At 39.3% G+C, this 17,167-nt stretch carries 13 protein-coding genes and 1 pseudogene; 6 read left to right on the forward strand and 8 right to left on the reverse strand.

Going from position 1 to position 17,167, the window contains the following annotated elements:
• Window positions 1-127: 127 nt before the first annotated feature.
• Window positions 128-721, forward strand: a pseudogene (locus P8O16_RS03295) (DUF1080 domain-containing protein); the annotation flags it as partial.
• A 1,432-nt stretch (window positions 722-2,153) separates the two neighbouring features.
• Window positions 2,154-2,930 carry a DUF2490 domain-containing protein gene (locus P8O16_RS03300; protein ID WP_300310833.1) on the forward strand — a complete coding sequence of 259 codons (777 nt, stop codon included), beginning with the start codon at window positions 2,154-2,156 and terminating at the stop codon, window positions 2,928-2,930.
• Between the two features lie 67 nt (window positions 2,931-2,997).
• Here P8O16_RS03300 and P8O16_RS03305 read toward each other — a convergent pair whose 3' ends face one another.
• Window positions 2,998-5,481 (reverse strand): DPP IV N-terminal domain-containing protein, encoded by a 2,484-nt coding sequence (locus P8O16_RS03305; protein ID WP_300310835.1) that lies wholly within the window; start codon window positions 5,479-5,481, stop codon window positions 2,998-3,000.
• A 253-nt stretch (window positions 5,482-5,734) separates the two neighbouring features.
• Here P8O16_RS03305 and P8O16_RS03310 point away from each other — a divergent pair, with 253 nt between their 5' ends.
• Both P8O16_RS03310 and P8O16_RS03315 read left to right on the forward strand, forming a co-directional pair.
• Window positions 5,735-6,601 carry a UDP-2,3-diacylglucosamine diphosphatase gene (locus tag P8O16_RS03310; RefSeq protein WP_300310837.1) on the forward strand — a complete coding sequence of 289 codons (867 nt, stop codon included), beginning with the start codon at window positions 5,735-5,737 and terminating at the stop codon, window positions 6,599-6,601.
• A 3-nt stretch (window positions 6,602-6,604) separates the two neighbouring features.
• Window positions 6,605-7,744 (forward strand): glycosyltransferase family protein, encoded by a 1,140-nt coding sequence (locus P8O16_RS03315; RefSeq protein WP_300310840.1) that lies wholly within the window; start codon window positions 6,605-6,607, stop codon window positions 7,742-7,744.
• Between the two features lie 7 nt (window positions 7,745-7,751).
• Here P8O16_RS03315 and P8O16_RS03320 read toward each other — a convergent pair whose 3' ends face one another.
• Window positions 7,752-9,752 (reverse strand): M56 family metallopeptidase, encoded by a 2,001-nt coding sequence (locus tag P8O16_RS03320; RefSeq protein ID WP_300310843.1) that lies wholly within the window; start codon window positions 9,750-9,752, stop codon window positions 7,752-7,754.
• Window positions 9,752-10,120 carry a BlaI/MecI/CopY family transcriptional regulator gene (locus P8O16_RS03325; protein WP_300310846.1) on the reverse strand — a complete coding sequence of 123 codons (369 nt, stop codon included), beginning with the start codon at window positions 10,118-10,120 and terminating at the stop codon, window positions 9,752-9,754. Before P8O16_RS03325 ends, P8O16_RS03320 begins: the two co-directional genes overlap by 1 nt.
• A gap of 307 nt (window positions 10,121-10,427) precedes the next feature.
• On the opposite strand from P8O16_RS03325, the gene P8O16_RS03330 reads away from it, so the two are divergent.
• Window positions 10,428-13,100, forward strand: coding sequence for a glucosidase (locus P8O16_RS03330; protein ID WP_300310850.1), 2,673 nt, complete (start codon window positions 10,428-10,430; stop codon window positions 13,098-13,100).
• Window positions 13,072-13,674 carry a ribonuclease HII gene (locus P8O16_RS03335; protein ID WP_300310852.1) on the forward strand — a complete coding sequence of 201 codons (603 nt, stop codon included), beginning with the start codon at window positions 13,072-13,074 and terminating at the stop codon, window positions 13,672-13,674. The genes P8O16_RS03330 and P8O16_RS03335 overlap by 29 nt, the downstream gene beginning before the upstream one ends.
• Window positions 13,675-13,826: 152 nt before the next feature.
• On the opposite strand, the gene P8O16_RS03340 is transcribed toward P8O16_RS03335, so the two are convergent.
• The 5 genes from P8O16_RS03340 to tsaD all read right to left on the reverse strand — a co-directional run bounded on the left by P8O16_RS03340 (window position 13,827) and on the right by tsaD (window position 17,140).
• On the reverse strand, window positions 13,827-14,279 hold the full coding sequence (locus P8O16_RS03340) for a hypothetical protein (RefSeq protein WP_300310855.1): 453 nt from the start codon (window positions 14,277-14,279) through the stop codon (window positions 13,827-13,829).
• 105 nt (window positions 14,280-14,384) lie between these two features.
• Entirely contained in the window at window positions 14,385-14,894 is a 510-nt protein-coding gene (locus tag P8O16_RS03345) for an HNH endonuclease (RefSeq protein WP_300310858.1), read from the reverse strand.
• A 1-nt stretch (window position 14,895) separates the two neighbouring features.
• Window positions 14,896-15,693: a hypothetical protein gene (locus P8O16_RS03350; protein WP_300310860.1), complete on the reverse strand. Its 798-nt coding sequence runs from the start codon at window positions 15,691-15,693 to the stop codon at window positions 14,896-14,898.
• A complete protein-coding gene (gene smpB, locus P8O16_RS03355; RefSeq protein WP_075352472.1) occupies window positions 15,656-16,123 on the reverse strand; it encodes an SsrA-binding protein SmpB in 468 nt (155 codons plus the stop codon). Before smpB ends, P8O16_RS03350 begins: the two co-directional genes overlap by 38 nt.
• Before the next feature lie 3 nt (window positions 16,124-16,126).
• Window positions 16,127-17,140 (reverse strand): tRNA (adenosine(37)-N6)-threonylcarbamoyltransferase complex transferase subunit TsaD, encoded by a 1,014-nt coding sequence (gene tsaD / locus P8O16_RS03360; protein WP_300310865.1) that lies wholly within the window; start codon window positions 17,138-17,140, stop codon window positions 16,127-16,129.
• Window positions 17,141-17,167: the final 27 nt, after the last annotated feature.

The raw sequence follows: 17,167 nt of genomic DNA on the forward strand, positions 1-17,167 counted from the left end.
ACCGGATTCCCTCCATTTACAGAAAAGGGAATAGTATTCTTCGTTGCTTACGTTTTTCATCCTGCAACATTATACAGTCAGGAGGCCTTTAGCAATATGGGGTTGATCGGATGGATACAGTCTAACGAGTAAGTCAGATTATCAAGATTATCACTTTAAAGCAGAATTCAAGTGGGGGAAAAAGAAATGGGAACCACGATTGGGTATGCAAAGGGACAATGGTTTGCTTATTCATTGTACTGGTAGACAAGGAGCCTTTTGGAACGTCTGGATGCGAAGTTTAGAGTGCCAAATTCAGGAAAATGACTTTGGCGACTTTTTCGCATTAGCTGGGACAATAGCTAATTTACCAGTTCGAAAAGATCAAGATGACGGAAGCTTAATCTACGATCCGAACGGAGTAAAGGTGGCTGTTTCTTTCTTACCAGGATTTACTGCAGAACAAGTGGTTCGTTCTAAGAATTACGAAAAATCCTTTGGAGAATGGAACACCATTGAAATCATGTCGATCGGAGATAAAGCAGTTTTTATAATAAATGGTAATGTAGTATCGGCTTTGACAGAAGCTCGATATAAAGAAGATGGCCTCGAGATTCCATTACGAGGGGGAAAGATTCAAATCCAATCAGAAGGAGCAGAAGCTTACTACAAAAACATCCAGATTAAAGGTATCGATGAATTTCCAAGTGAAATAATGAAAGCAACTAACTGGAATAAATGAGAATAATTATGAAATCTTTCTTCTAACAAAATGAAAATAAGCCTAGTATTGTTTTTTGACTCGTAGTACTTTCCCTATTTTATTCGCTTTACTATTTCAAAGTGAGGTTACAAAGACCCAACAGGTTTTTCAATACAAAGAAGTGGGTAATACTCAACTATTCATGGAGGTTCTTTACCCTAAGCAAACCAATACTTCGATATCGTATCTAGCCCTAGTTTTCTTTTTTGGTAGCGGTTGGGCAAGAGGAACTAGAGCTCATTTTGAGCAGTAAGCACCCTACTTTGCAAAAAGAGGATTCGTATGATTCTTGGTAGATTATCGGACCAAAAATCAGAATGAAACTAGTCCTTTTGAATCTTTAAAAGACGCTAAATCTGCAATTCAATATGTACGGACAAATGCAGGTTAATTTCATGTTGAACTTGATCAGATTATCACAGACGGGGGGTCTGCAGGCGGACATTTAGCAACAGCTACTGCATTGATAGAAAATTTTATTGAAGACACCGATAATCTCAACATTAGCCCTATCCCGAATGCCTTAGTTCTTTTTAATCCGGTAATTGATAATGGACTTGAAGGATATGGGTTTGAACGAATTGAAAGTAGTATAAAGACTTTTCACCTTTGCACAATATCAAAGTTGGAATTCCCGCACCCTATTTTTATTGGGAACAAAGGATAATCTTGTCCCAACTATCACTGCTGAAAATTATCAAATGGCTTCAGAAAAAGTAGGCAGCAGATCCGATTTACTACTCTACGACGAGTCAGACTCATTCTTTTTTAATTATTCTAATTTTGAATATTATAAAAAGACTGTTCAGGCCACAGATAATTTTTTTAACAAACATTGGGCTATTTACAAAAAGAACCTTTGATGGGGATTGAATAAGGTATAAAGGGTTTTTTATTAGTTCGATTCTGTCAATTCAATCTTAAGATTAAATTTTTAATTCTTTTATAGGAAATGCTTTGGAAAATCTTCCCAAAAGGATGCATCAATTTTTTTTAATTGTAATTTATAAATACCTCAGATGAGTAGAGTCTCCACCTATAAATCTGGTCGCGATCTCCTTGTTTGCCTCTTTCTCAGCCAGCTATTTCGAGGAGCGAGAATTCCCAATCCTTCTCTCAAGCCTATCGTTTCAAATGAGATAAAATAGCTAGATTCATATACCTGAAGAATCATATTCCATTTGAATTTTAAGTGGTACAGCTAATCTTTCAATACTTATGACCAAAACCCTACTCCAAAAATAACGATCAACAATTACCACCTGAGGAACATTAGCTATGGGAAATTCCGATTTGGTTGGTTATCTTTTTGGTATCAATATGTAGAAAAATCCCACTTCCTTTTTGATACATTTGAGTGAGTTTTGAGGGGGATTAGCCCTCAGTCATAAGCTTTATTCCTTCCTTTAATTTGAAAACCTCATCCCCCAATATCCTCAGAAACATCACCAAAAGCTTTGTTGGTGTTATTTTCATTTTACTTAGTAATCCCACTTTTTCCCAAAAAAAGATCATAAATACATCACAGCAATGGATTCAGTCTTACAATGAGGCTAAACTCACTTGTCGATGGACAATAATGCTAGATGGGGGTATTCGCTGGAAAGAGGGATTCAGTCAAAAAACTTCCTTTATTGTCCGTGGCGGAATTGGATACTTAATTTCACCTAAGGTCATGGTAGCAGCTGGGTTTGCTCATGTAGGTATTTATAGTGAGGAGCTAGTCATCCTTCAGGAGTTTCGACCCTATCAAGAAATAAGCTATAAAACCAACCTTGGGAAAGTAGGTCTAAGTCAGCGGTTCAGACTGGAAGAACAATTTTTTAAGGATAAATCAAACCTAAGCCTTTTCTCGGATTTAGGATTCAATTATCGATTTCGTTATTCTGTAATGCTGGGCATTCCACTTTTTGGACTTTCAAGCAAAAACCATGATCGAAAACTTATTTTAAACGTGGGAGATGAGATTTTTCTGAAAGCAGGAAAACAGATCTCCAGTCGAGTTTTTGACAAAAACCGATTTATCATCAGCCCCACAGTGCAATGGAACAAAGAATTGAGTTTTGCATTTACTTACAACCTCCAATTTACTACCTCTATTATTCCTGAAGAATTTGTTTTAAGCCAAGTTGCTTGGCTTCAGGTTAAATACAGTCTAGATTTCACCTCCTCTAAAGCAAAACATTAAACTGTTCATCAAAAAAAAGCCTGATTTCTTTCAGAAATCAGGCTTTTTTAACTTTTTAATATAAAATCTATTTATCCTTCGGCTTATCCCGCTGCATTTCTATCATATCCACTGGAGGAGGCGTATTGTCACCTAGCAAGTGCTGCACGAAGTAATCTCCCATTTTCCAGAAGAAATATTCCACCATATCTCCATAGCCATGACGCTGACCTGGCATGATTACAAATTCAAATCGCTTTCCGGCTTTGATTAAAGCATTTGCCATTCGGATGGAATTTGCAGGATGCACATTGTTGTCCACATCACCATGCGAAAGCATCAGGTGACCTTTAAGATTTTTGGCCAAATCAGGGTTCTTTTCGATCTGATAGACAAAAGTAGTATCACCCTTTGGCGAAATCCGCTCTTCTACACCATGATGCTTCTCTGACCACCAGCGATTGTAAATGTTGTTTTCATGGTTACCGGCAGAAGAAACTGCAACCTTGAAGAAATCGGGATATACGAGCATCGCCGCAGTGGACATAAATCCTCCTCCAGAATGCCCATGGATCCCAACTTTAGACTTGTCAATAAAGTCATGGCGATCTGCCAATTGCTCCACAGCAGCTTTTTTATCCGCCAAGCCATAATCTCTAAGATCTCCGTAACCGTAGTTGTGATACCATTTGGAGCGAGCTGGGTGGCCTCCACGGTTGCCCAAAGTCACCACTACAAAACCAAACTGAGCTAAACGATCTGTACGGTCCATACTTCGACCAAATGATTTATTCACTGCTTCAGTCTGTGGGCCTGGGTACACATATTCGATAATTGGATACTTTCTCGTAGAGTCAAAATCAAAAGGCTTATACATCACGCCATACAAATCGGTGATTCCATCATCTGCTTTGAATTTAAAAGGTTCAGGGAATTGATAGCCCGAAGCAAAAAGCTGAGACAAATCCGCTTTCTCCAAATCCATAACTTTGGCACCAGATCGATCTCGAAGCTCTGACACAGGAATAGTGTTTACCCGAGAATAATTCGTTACAAAATAGCTCGCATTGTCATTCATTTCCATGTCAAAGTTGTAATCGCCTGCATTGAGCAAGGATATCGCTCCTCCATCAAGACCCACACTGTAGAGATGTTCATAGTAAGGATCCTCCCCTTTTTCTCTGCCATTGGCTGCAAAAAACAATCTTCGGTTTTTATCATCCACTCTTACAGCACCTGCCACGTGAAATGCGCCTGAAGTCAGTTGACGCTTCAACGAACCGTCTTTTCCATAAAGGTAAAAATGACCCCATCCGTCACGCTCCGACCACCAAATCAGCTCATTTCCTCCATTAACCAATTCGACTTTTTCGAAATCGATATACGTATTACTGCGCTCTTCGATGACTAATTCTCTTTCACCTTTGGCAATATTCCAACGATAGACATCCACTTTTTTCAGATCTCTCGAGGTGATCGCAAAATAAAACTCATTCAAATCCCCCAACCAAGTAGCCGGACGGAAGTCATCATCACGAGTATTTGCTTTTGGAGTAGTAGACCAAAGACTTACAGTCTGGTCCTTGAAAGTACTAATAGGTAGATTGCTAAGAGTTTCAGTTTCGAAAGAATAATGCATCAAATCAGTTCTTGGCTGCTCTTTTTCTCCTGGCATCGCATACTTATAAGTCTCAAGGGTAGGACGAGGATTTCTAGTATTGTGGATTACCCATAAGTCTTTCACGGCTCTAGCATCAGTACGAGTCAGAATAAATTGCTTGGAGTCTGTACTCCACAGTACACCTGCCCGCTTACGGTTATTCTTATTTTTCTCTTCCTCCACATTATCCTCACCTCTTCCGCCATATCCATATTCGTAGTCTTTTTCTCCATCAGTAGTCAACTGATACTCTACAATTGTAGAGTCTTTGTCATCTTTTACCGCTTTCAGGAAGTTGGCTTTATCCATCCAGTACAAGTTATGCTTTTTTGCAAATACTATTCTGGATGAATCTGGCGCAATATCTGCCCATGACATGCGCTTAGGATCTTTTGCAGCATCTTTGATTTCTGTCAAAGTCTGATTTCCAATCGAGTAATTAAACACAAAGGTCTTATTCTCCATGGAATCTTTGGCTGATTTATCCTTTGCCTTAATCTCCTCCCAATCGGATTTTAGCACTTTCTCCGTACCTTCTACTTTAAATCGGATGGCATTTTCATCTTCCAAAAATTTCACATCCTCGATTTTCAGATGTTGACCATCGTAAGGATCTTTTGTTATTTTGGTGATCTCCATTGCCAATTTGTCTCGGTCAAAAAGTGGGGATTTTGTCTTTCTGACAGGATCTACCAGGTACCAGTTTTTCCCGTCACTGGTTTCATATTCATACCAGAAACGATCTGATTTTTTCAACCAATGGGGATTAACACTGGTAGAAAAGATCATTTTTTTAAGCTGTCCAGGGGAGTAGCGTGCAGCAAGCTCATAGTTGCCTTTGTAAGTGGTTTCTTGGGCAAAAACTCCTGCAGAAAACAGGAACATCCCCAAAACGTATAAAATTCTTTTCATCTTTGATTTTTTGATTTGGCTTCGAATCTAAATCTAAAGGCAATAAAATCTTGACCATTGGTATAAAATCCCATTTTGAAGCTTGAAATACTACTCCAGAATCAAAAGAAACTCATCAGAACGCCCTTTTTAATTTTAAATTAATAGCTAGTTCATTTTTACCAAATATCATTTCGAATACATAGCGATTTAGTAACAACCTAAACATATTGGATTAATCTGGATGATATACATTTAGATCAAAACCAATACTGTGAAAACCCACTACAAAACTATCGTCATTTCTGACGTTCACTTGGGCACGAAAGGTTCAAAAGCCAAAGAAGTCGCCCGGTTTCTCAAACAGTTCACCTGCGAAAACCTCATCCTCAACGGGGATATCATTGACGGTTGGCAACTCAAAAAATCAGGATCCTGGAAAAGAAAGCATACGAGATTTTTCAACCGAATTCTGAAAATGATCGAACAAACGAATACCAAAGTTTACTATTTGCGAGGCAATCACGACGATTTTCTAGATCAGATTTTACCCCTCCAAATCGGAAATCTCTCCATTCAGACAGACATGATTTATGAGAGCAATGGTAAAAAATACTTTGTAACCCATGGCGATCTGTTTGACAGTATCACTACCAACTTACGATGGATCGCCTACCTCGGTGACATGGGTTACACCTTTCTGCTATGGTTAAATAGAGTGGTAAATCATTACCGCTACAAACGCGGATTGCCTTATTTTTCACTTTCGAAATATGTCAAAAACAAAGTGAAATCCGCAGTAGCTTATGTGGATCAATATGAAACTGAGCTCGCAAAAATGGCTCGATCAAAAAACTGCGACGGTATCATCTGTGGACACATCCACAAAGCAGAAAACCGAATTATCGAAGGAATCGAGTATTTAAACTCAGGTGATTGGGTCGAGACACTAAGTGCACTTTCGGAAGATCATGCCGGTAATTGGCAATTGATCTATTACAATGAGGTAGATTTCAAGCAAGTCAGTGCTCCGAAAATTGAAAGCTATTTTAAAGGCACTGAATCACCTGAAAGCTTTCCACTTCGAGAAGTTTCCTTCAATCGAAGTCATGAGGATATGAGTCCACCATCAATCCGATAATCAATGAAATTCCTATTTATTGTTCAGGGAGAAGGTCGCGGACATATGACCCAGGCAATTGCGTTTTCGAGCTTATTGGAAAAATCTGGTCATGAATTAGTAGCTGTTATCCTGGGGAAAAGTAAACGAAGAGCAGTTCCTGAGTTTTTTGAGAGGGAAATTAAAGCACCAATCCATTTGGTAGAGAGTCCAAACTTTGAAACGGATGGCAATCAAAAGAAGGTCTCGATCCTAAAAACGATCTTGAAAAATAGCGTCAAGCTAAAGACGTTTCATCAAAGCCTGACCAGCATTCAACAAATCGTGAAAGCTGAAAATCCAGACGTAATCTTAAATTTCTATGACCTCCTAGGTGGACTTTACAATTTCATTTTTCGTCCAAAAACGCTATTTTGGGTGATTGGGCATCAGTATTTGATAGAGCATCCATGCTTCAAATTTGTACCAAACCGACCGCTTGAAAAGTTTCTCTTCCAGTTTAATACTGCTTTAACCAGTCTTGGTGCAGACGAACGATTTGCATTGAGTTTTTTGCCTCAAATCCACTACGCCAACCAAAAAGTACGCGTTGTTCCGCCACTTCTTCGATCTGAAGTAAAAGTTTTTGAGCCAAAAACAGGGGATTTTTATTTGGCCTACATGGTCAATCCTGGCTATGCCGAGGAAGTCTTTAACTTTGCCAAAGCAAACCCACAACTGAAAGTGAAAGCTTATTGGGATCAAAAAGAAGCCGCTGAAACAGAGCTTCCACTTCCAAATCTGAGCTTCCACCGTGTGCATGATCGCAAGTTTTTGCAGGACATGGCCGATTGCAAAGGCTTGGTTTGTACGGCGGGATTTGAATCTGTGTGTGAGGCAAAATACCTCGGAAAGCCTGTTATGATGATTCCTGTAGCAGGCCAATACGAGCAAGCTTGTAATGCTTTGGATGCGGAGGTTTCAGGTGTGGGAATTGCCTCAGATAACTTTGATTTTGCAAAGCTGGAAAGTTTACAAAAAAAGGATTCCATGGAATCCTTTCAATACAAAAATTGGGTTGATTCTTGGCCGGTCATATTCAGAGCATTGACTTCGGAAGCTTTAATGCAAAAGCAGAAAAACCAAAGGACTATCCCTCAGGGATCTTTGCCTTCTTTAAGCTGAGGTCTACCTAGCATCCTAATGAATTCCGCTCTTCCGGAGTCAAGAATTCAAACTTTTTATACCTAATCTGACCATTCTTTTCAATTTTGGCGTAGGGAAAACTCACTCGCTGAACTTTTCTCCTTTCCTCCATAGGCAGATTAAAGTAGATTGACTCCAACGCCAGGAATTGCGTGCGGAGCGCTTCAATTTCCTGATTTGAAGGTTGGGTGAAAATGCCGGCATTAGTGATTTGAAGTTGAAATGCTATGGCTTGCTTATTGAAGGTACTACTGTTGGGTATATATGATTCAGATACCTGAGATATGGAGCTTACTGACATATTGTTTTCCGTACTCATACTTCCAAGAGTAATTGTGCCACCCAAAGGTTTCTTTCCGAAATCCGAATATTTGCCATACGTATTTTCAAAACCTGATAAGCTATAAATATTCACTTGATATTTCTGAGGAAAATGCTCCGAACGAGCATTAGAATGAACGAAACTCGAGGTGTAATGAGCAATTTCAGAGACCTCTAATTCTTCTAAAATTGAATTCGGAACTACCTTTCCATCAATCCAAAGCGCAAATTCATCGCCATTTTTCCAGCTTTCAAAAAGGTCTGCGCTTGGCTTATTTTTTTTGATTTCGCCCGGGGGATTTGGCAAATCATTTTTATAGTTATCTGATAATTCACCGTAGCTGAATTCTTCGATTGTTCCGTTTGATTGTTTAATCTGGAACTTTGTTTCGCTATAATATTGAGCTTTGGTGAGCATTTGGAACGGCAAACCAAAGGCGATAGTGTAGACATTATCACCTAGTTCTTCGACCTTATTATCTCCGTCTGGATCCATCCAGACCAATTTTTTAATTCCATGATCTCGAAAAACTGACTTAGCTTTTTCTACATCACCAAAGGTATTTCCTTCATGAATTACCACTTTGATATTGGGATTAGTCGGAGCATTTTGTTCTATTATTTCAAATAATTCATCCATTTCATAAATATTGGTGCTCCGTACATCATTAAGTATGAACCTACCATCCGACACCAAATAAACTGTCAGATCATAGACTTTTTCTGACTGCTCTGAATCCAAGGGATAAATATGAACCTCACTCATTTTTTTATCATCAGATTTTGGAGAAATCACTTTTTCGCTAAAAAAATATACCAAAGCTCCTAAAACCGGAAGCACCATTAGGATCTTGATCCAACTTTTGGAATTCATTGACTTACGCTTCATCATTTCAAATCGTTTTTTAGTTAAGGAAAAATTCAAACTACTGACTAGGTCATACCTCTGCTCAGAAATCATCATAGCAAGCAATTGGCTCTCGTATTTTTCCAAAGGAGTGCTTCGCAAAGCCACTTCATCAGCAATAAATTCATGATTGAGTTTGATCGCTAGCTTTGCCCAATGCAATCCCGGATGAAACCAAAAAATCACTAGCAAAGCCTCAATAAATAGATTATCCCAACTGTGCCTTTCAACCACATGGGTCCGCTCATGTTCAAATACAGCATCCGTGAATTTTCCGTTTTCTAGATCTGATTCTGACAAAAAAATATATTTGAGAAAGGAAAATGGAAGTGAATCCTCTTTGAGTAAAACCAACGTTTGACCACGATAATTGATCTTAACATTTCGCTGAATCTTATTGACTAGAATCGTGATATTCCTTACAAATCGATATAAAAACAGGAGGGAAATCAATGTATAAATTCCAAGAAGAAGGTATTCCCAATTAAACTGGGATTCTGGTATTGCAGCAGAAACCTGTTCTTGATTGAAGTCCTGACTTGTAGCTTCAAAATAAGTAGGCTCAGAAACTACTTCATCCGGTACCGCTGCTCTTTCTTGAGCTACTTCGATGGTATAAAGCGGAATAAGAAAGGATGCCACAACTGAAAACAACAGGAAAAACCGATTAAATCTATGCATGGTCTCTCGCTGAAGCAGCAGTCGATGCGCAAGTAACAAAACAAGCAAACAGACTATGGATTTGAATAAGTAAACCATCACTTTTTCTGATTTAACTGGTCTTCAATTATACTTTTTAAATCTAGCAACTCCTCTTCGGAGAGTTCGGTCTTCCTAGTGAAAAAAGAGGCGAATTGTCCGGGAGAATCATTAAAGAAGTTTTTGATCAGTCCGTTTATATGCTTACTGAAATAATTTTCCTTACTAACTAAAGGAAAATACTGTCTCATATTTCCCACCAAATCGTAGCCCACAAAATCTTTGTCCTGCATCCGCTTTAACAAAGTGGAAATGGTCGTTGCGGCTGGTTTTGGCTCAGGATAAACTTCTAACAAGTCTTTCATGAAAGCTTTTTTAAGCTCCCATAAATGATTCATTAGCTCCTCTTCAGTTTTCGATAATTTCATAGACTTCAAAAGTATTTCTACAAATGTAGAAGACTATTATTATTCTACAAGTGTAGAAGTAAAAAATATTAGATACTTGATTTATCTTTTTTAATTGCCATTGGGTGTAAAACTTTGAATTATCTCCTGATTCTGCTGGATTTGACAGATTTTCAATAAAAAATTCTTCAATAATGGTCAAATTCATAAATCATCTGAAAATTTTGCTTTCAACTTTTTAAGCTCATTTTTAAACTCACGGCACATAGTTGGGAGTTAAGGACAGGAAGTTTTAATTTCGGGCCTTGCTCAAGACCTAGAATACTACATGTCAGCTGAAAATATACGATTACAAGAAGACCGCCATTTCAAGAAACATTGGAAAAAATGGGGACCATACCTCACTGAAAGACAATGGGGTACTGTTCGAGAAGATTATAGTGCAGATGGCTCCGCTTGGGAGAATGTAACGCATGATGATGCTAGAAGTAAAGCCTACCGCTGGGGAGAAGAGGGGATAGCGGGTATCTCTGATCACAAGCAAAAGCTCTGCTTGGCATGGGCATTTTGGAATGGTAAAGACCCATTTATCAAAGAGCGACTTTTTGGTCTGACTGGTAATCAGGGCAATCATGGTGAGGACGTCAAAGAGATCTACTACTACCTTGACTCTACCCCTACCCACAGCTATATGAAGATGCTTTATAAGTATCCTCAGGCAGAGTTCCCTTACCAGTCTCTCCTCCAAGAAAACCTTCGTAGAGATAAAACCAAACCGGAATACGAGTTGATCGATACCGGGATTTTTGACGAGGATCGCTACTTCGACATATTTATTGAATATGCAAAGAAAGATATCGAAGATATTGTAGCAGTCGCCACCATACACAACAGAGGTCCTGAAGAGGCTACGATTTGGGTAATGCCTACGCTTTGGTTTCGCAAAACCTGGTACACAGGGCATGAGCCGTTCATGCCAAAACTCAGTAAGCGAACTGATAATTCAATTAAGGCTTTCAACCCCAAGTCAGGAAATTACAGCATCTCCTTTGATGGAAATCCAGAGCTGAAATTTTGCAATAACGAGACGAATCGGGAGCGGTTATATGGAATAGCCAATGAACGTAACTATCTAAAAGACGGGATCAATGATTATGTGATATCAGGAGATGATTCTCACGTTAATCCGGATGACTTTGGAACCAAGGCAGCAGCTATTTATAAAATAACCATTCCTGCTGGGGAAAGTCATCAAATAAAATTACGCTTGCAGCACCAATTTGAGGATGAGCCACTTGAGATTTGTAATGAATGCCTAGCCAACAGAATTATTGAAGCGGATGAATTTTACAACGAGCTTCAGGAAAGAGTTACTGATCCAGATCTTAAAAGGATTCAAAGACAGGCTTGGGCAGGAATGCTATGGTCCAAGCAGTTTTACTATTACGATGTCGAGCGCTGGCTGGAAGGAGATCCCGGAAGATACGTACCCCCTATAGCTAGAAAGAAGGGAAGGAATGCAAATTGGAAGCACCTCCAGAATTACGATATTATCTCAATGCCTGATAAATGGGAATACCCCTGGTATGCAGCTTGGGATTTAGCTTTTCATACCATTCCTTTGGCAAGGCTGGATCCTGAGTTCGCGAAGAATCAGCTCTTAATCCTGCTCAATGAATGGTATATGCATCCAAATGGGCAAATTCCTGCATACGAATGGAACTTCTCGGATGTCAATCCTCCAGTTCATGCGTATGCAGTACAACGAGTCTATCAGATCGATAAGAAAGCGAATAATGGTGTCGGAGATCAGGAATTCCTAGAGCGTGCACTACACAAACTCATGCTCAATTTCACTTGGTGGGTCAATCAAAAGGATTCAGATGGTCAAAATATTTTCGAAGGTGGGTTCTTGGGACTTGATAATATTTCGCTTTTCGATCGAAGTCATGCCAAATATTACAAAGGTAAGTTAGAGCAAGCCGACGGTACTTCTTGGATGGCGATGTTTTCCTTAAACATGCTTCGTATTTCCTTAGACCTTTGCGAGTTCAATACCGTCTACCAATTTACAGCCACAAAATTTCTAGAGCACTTTCTCTACATAGCGGGAGCAATGAATAATATCTCGAAAGAGGGAATTTCACTTTGGGACGATGAGGACAATTTCTTTTACGATGTATTTCATCTCGAAGGAAAAGAGCCCAATAAACTGAAAGTACGATCAATCGTGGGACTTATTCCTCTTTTTGCAGTTGAACCTATTCGAGAAGAACTTTTTGACAAGCTTCCTGAATTCAAAAAGCGATTAGATTTTTTTCTTAGAGAAAAACCAAAACTCGCTGCTTTAGTGTCCAGTTGGATTCAGCCCGGCTACCACAAAAGACGCTTATTCTCACTATTGAGAGGACATCGCATGAAGTCGGTTTTGCATAAAATGCTAGATTCTGAAGAATTCCTGAGTGAGTATGGAATCAGGTCTTTATCGAAATACCACGAAAAAAATCCGTATGCGATGAAAATCAACGGAGACAATCTTTCGATCAAATACACTCCAGGAGAATCAGACACAAGAATGTTTGGTGGAAACTCCAACTGGCGGGGACCAATCTGGTTTCCTATCAATTATCTAATCATTGAGTCTCTGAAAAAATTTGACTTCTATTACGGAGGTGACTTTTCAATCGAATACCCAACAGGCTCAGGGAATTTTCTGACAATGGATATCATTGCAAAAGAGCTTTCTATGCGCTGCATGAAAATCTTTATGCGAGATGAAAATGGAAATCGACCTGTCTTTGGCGCCAATGAAAAATTTCAAACTGACCCTCATTTCAAGGATTATATTCTCTTCTATGAGTATTTCCATGGTGACTCCGGCAAAGGCTTAGGGGCTTCCCATCAAACTGGCTGGACTGGCTTGGTGTCTGAGATGATCCATAAATATTACAAAGAAAGCGAACATTTACCCAATGCCTCTACTACCCTATTTAGAAGCTAATCGACTCGAAGCTGGTTGTGATGAAGTTGGCCGTGGCTGTCTTGCCGGGCCAGTAGTAGCAGCTGCAGTAATCCTGCCTTCTGACTATTCGAATCATTGGATCAATGACTCTAAAAAGCTTGGAAAAAAACAACGGGAAGACCTGATTTCAGAAATAAAGGAAATGGCTGTCGCTTGGGAAATCGCCGAAGCATCGGTTGCTGAGATTGACAAAATCAATATTTTAAATGCCTCATTTTTAGCAATGACCCGCGCGATTCAAAATCTCGGAAAAAAACCCGAACACTTGCTCATTGACGGAAACAGATTTAGGTCTCAATTGACTATTCCATACACCTGCGTAATCAAAGGAGATGGGAAATATGCAAGCATAGCGGCAGCTTCTATTTTGGCTAAAGTTTATAGAGACAATATGATGGAAAAGCTCGCTGAAGAATTCCCTTATTACGGTTGGGAAAGAAATGCAGGCTACCCGACTAAAGCACATCGAGAAGGAATCAAAAATCATGGAGATTGCATCTGGCACCGTAAGAGCTTTAAACTTTTGAGTGATGCACTTGAACTGAAATTCTAGCTCAAGTCTTGAAAGAGTTTATTTCCATCTTCGGAAGTGAATAAAAACGATGCATTTGAAAAATAAGTCACTAAGAAAAAATTTCTAAAAATATTCATAAAAAAAAGACCGCAAGCATCATTTGTTTGCGGTCTTTTTTTAAGAGATAGAACTTACTCTTTCTCTTTTTCAATAACTCTTTCAAAAATTAATTTGCCCCCACCATTTGGATTTGAGGAAACAGGTTCTAGCACCATTCTATCCGCATCAAGTTCCAAAATCTTGGCTTCACGCATTTCTTTGCCATCGAAGATCGTCAACACGTTATCTTTTTTCAGTTCTATTTTAGCCTTTTTCATCACGATTATACTGTTTTCATAATCGGTATAAAGCAGACTATCGCCCGGAATAAAATCATACACGGTATTTTCCAATCTCGACTTGATCTTGTATTCAATATTGGCTCGCATGGCCGAATCGGAGGATTGGTATTGAGGAGATTTTTTAACTCTTTCAATTCCATCAAAGTAAACAAGTTGCCATTTTCCAAGAAGTTGTTGCAATTGGATCTCAGCAGTACCAAGAGTTACTGCGAAAAGAAGCGAGAAGATAAAAGATAGATTCATATTTCTAATAAAGACAATTACTCTGCCAAAAAAACATAATTATTTGATATTCAAACAAAATCGAAATACGTAACAAATTCAAATAGATGAAATACAAAAAATTAATTACTGAACTACCTTACTATCTAAAAACGGTAGCCATTCCTCAGCTTGACGTTCTGCATATTCTGCTAAAAAATAGGACAAGGTAGGCTTAAATGGGACCGTTTTGAGATGAAGCCCAACCTGTTCGGGAGACTTATCTCCTTTAATCACATTACATCGGTGGCAAGCTGTGACTAAATTGACCCAATTGGATTTACCACCTTTTGACCTTGGGATAACATGGTCTAGCGTGAGTTGTTTTTTACTTCCACAATACTGGCATTCCCCTTTATCTCTTCGGAAAAGATTGTTTCTATTTAAAAGGACTCCACGAAAAGGGATGTTTTTATAATGATTCAAGCAAATTACCGCAGGATAATCGTAGCTTCTTGTCACTGTTCGAATCTTCAATAATTCGTAAACTGAAAGACAGCTCGCTTTCTCCAAAAGTAAAAGCACTATAGCTTTTTGTGGCGTGATGACAGCCACTGGGGAGTGATCTAGATTAAGTACCAATACCCGCTTTTCCATGCTAATCCAATATACTTCGAGATTCCAAAACGAGCTGTTTACCGGGAATGTTTTTCGCAAAAGATAGCCATTCATCAAAATCCGAAACCCGCATTCGATTGTCCATCCAAAGGACTTCCTCAGCTCCAAGGTAGATTGCAAAGCGTTGTTTTTCGATATTCGACTCAGTCAAAATCATAATATCACCCGGTAATACTTCCTCTGCAGCCACCATTTTACCCGGCAATTTCCCGGCTTTCCAAGCATAACCTGCTATCATAAAAATAAGCGGAAAAGCTTGCTCTTCGTCCAACCCAAAAATACTTCTTCCACCGGGTTGAAAAGGGGAGTTGATGTATTTTGTGGCAATTTCTATTAGCTGATCTCTGTCAGCACGAAAAGCATGACTACGAACTGAGCCTGTAAAGCCGATATGATCTCGCCAATTGAAAAGTTCTAGATCTGAAAAATGAAGACGGCTTCCGGGAAGTAAATAAAGGTTAGTACCTAGATATTCAATTGCAGCTATGGGGCTGGTAACAATCTGAAAATCATTCGTTAAATAGATCTGATAATCGTTGGCAGGAATTTCCTTGAGCAACTTAGAAGGAATATACCCGCTAAACCCTGTATCCTCATAGAGAATCTTGAACCATTGCTGATCATTACTCACAGTGATGACTCTGTAGCATTCCCCAAACAATAGCTGGGTCACCAATGCAGAATCAAATGTCGGTTGGCGGTAAATTGGAAGGATCGTTTGTCGGCAGATCCCAAAAACATCAGTTAAGGGCCATTCGCTGAATTTCTCTTTTTGCATCTTTTTCCTTCAAATCCTGTCGCTTGTCATGAGTTTTCTTTCCTCGACCCAGCGCAATTTCCATTTTTGCTAAGCCTCGGTCGTTGATAAATATACGAACTGGAATGATTGTAAGCCCTTTTTCCTGAGACTTAGTTTGGAGTTTTTCAAGTTCTCGCTTGCTCAGAAGTAGCTTTCGATCTCGAATCGCAACGTGATTGTAACTAGCAGCCATTGAATAGGGTGCGATATGCATCTGTCTCACGTAAAGTTCATCGTCAAGAAAAATGCAGAACGATTCTGTAAGCGAGACTTTCCCTTCCCGGATTGATTTGATTTCGGTACCCTTCAAGACCATTCCGGCCACATAGGTATCCACAAACTCAAACTGAAAGCTAGCTTTCTTATTCTTGATGTTAACGATTTTATCAAATTTGGAATCCTTGGCCATGGATCAGAGTTTCATTTTAGCAAGTGGAGTCACATCCAGTGATGAAAAGTCTCCCTTGAGATATTTGTAATGAGCGGCTATGGCTATCATCGCCGCATTGTCTGTACAGTATTCGAATTTTGGAATGAATAAGTTCCATCCCTTTTTTTGCGCTAGATCTGAAAGTGTATCTCTCAGGCCTGAATTCGCAGAAACTCCTCCCGCTATAGCAATTTCTTTTACTCCATACTCCTTTACCGCCGCCATCAATTTGATAAGCAACATTTCAATCAGAGAATACTGAATGCTTGCGCAAAGATCAGATAGATTTTCATCTATGAAGTTTGGATTCACTTTCAATTGATCACGTAGAAAATATAAAACTGCCGTTTTGATACCACTGAAAGAGTAATTCAATCCAGGCATTCTAGTGATCGGAAATGCAAATGCTTTTGGGTTTCCTTCCTTAGCATAGCGGTCGATCAAAGGACCTCCAGGATATGGCAAACCGAGTAATTTTGCGGTTTTATCAAATGCCTCTCCTACCGCATCATCCTGAGTTTCTCCGATTACAGTCATATCAAGATGATCTTTCACAAGTACTAATTGCGTATGCCCACCACTTACTGTCAAACAGATGAATGGGAATTGGGGTTTTGGTTCATCTATAAAATGAGCCAAAATATGCGCTTGCATGTGATTTACTTCTATCAAAGGAATCCCTCGGGCGTAAGCCAAGGCTTTCGCGAAACTAACTCCAACCAACAGCGAGCCCATCAAACCAGGCCCACGAGTAAAAGCGATCGCACTGAGTTCATCTTTACTAATTCCGGAGGAAAAAATCGCCTCCTGAACCACTGGGACAAGATTTTCCTGATGAGCACGTGATGCCAACTCGGGAACTACCCCTCCGTATTTTTCATGTACTGATTGTGTCGCGACAATATTATTAAGTACTTTGCCGTCTTTAATAATTGAGGCTGAAGTCTCATCACAAGAAGACTCGATTGCTAAAATAACGATATTGTTGGTACCCATTGGAAAAGAACTCGAAAGTTACGGATT

The organism is Algoriphagus sp. (assembly GCF_029254265.1).
Classification (GTDB): Bacteria; Bacteroidota; Bacteroidia; order Cytophagales; family Cyclobacteriaceae; genus Algoriphagus.

Excerpts from the sequence above, each read along its gene's own strand:
- P8O16_RS03305 (WP_300310835.1), bottom strand. The coding sequence starts at position 5,481 with ATGAAAAGAATTTTATACGTTTTGGGGATGTTCCTGTTTTCTGCAGGA.
- P8O16_RS03320 (WP_300310843.1), bottom strand. The coding sequence starts at position 9,752 with ATGGTTTACTTATTCAAATCCATAGTCTGTTTGCTTGTTTTGTTACTT.
- P8O16_RS03315 (WP_300310840.1), top strand. The coding sequence starts at position 6,605 with ATGAAATTCCTATTTATTGTTCAGGGAGAAGGTCGCGGACATATGACC.
- tsaD (WP_300310865.1), bottom strand. The coding sequence starts at position 17,140 with ATGGGTACCAACAATATCGTTATTTTAGCAATCGAGTCTTCTTGTGAT.
- P8O16_RS03330 (WP_300310850.1), top strand. The coding sequence starts at position 10,428 with ATGTCAGCTGAAAATATACGATTACAAGAAGACCGCCATTTCAAGAAA.
- P8O16_RS03340 (WP_300310855.1), bottom strand. The coding sequence starts at position 14,279 with ATGAATCTATCTTTTATCTTCTCGCTTCTTTTCGCAGTAACTCTTGGT.
- P8O16_RS03335 (WP_300310852.1), top strand. The coding sequence starts at position 13,072 with ATGCCTCTACTACCCTATTTAGAAGCTAATCGACTCGAAGCTGGTTGT.
- P8O16_RS03325 (WP_300310846.1), bottom strand. The coding sequence starts at position 10,120 with ATGAAATTATCGAAAACTGAAGAGGAGCTAATGAATCATTTATGGGAG.
- P8O16_RS03345 (WP_300310858.1), bottom strand. The coding sequence starts at position 14,894 with ATGGAAAAGCGGGTATTGGTACTTAATCTAGATCACTCCCCAGTGGCT.
- P8O16_RS03350 (WP_300310860.1), bottom strand. The coding sequence starts at position 15,693 with ATGCAAAAAGAGAAATTCAGCGAATGGCCCTTAACTGATGTTTTTGGG.
- smpB (WP_075352472.1), bottom strand. The coding sequence starts at position 16,123 with ATGGCCAAGGATTCCAAATTTGATAAAATCGTTAACATCAAGAATAAG.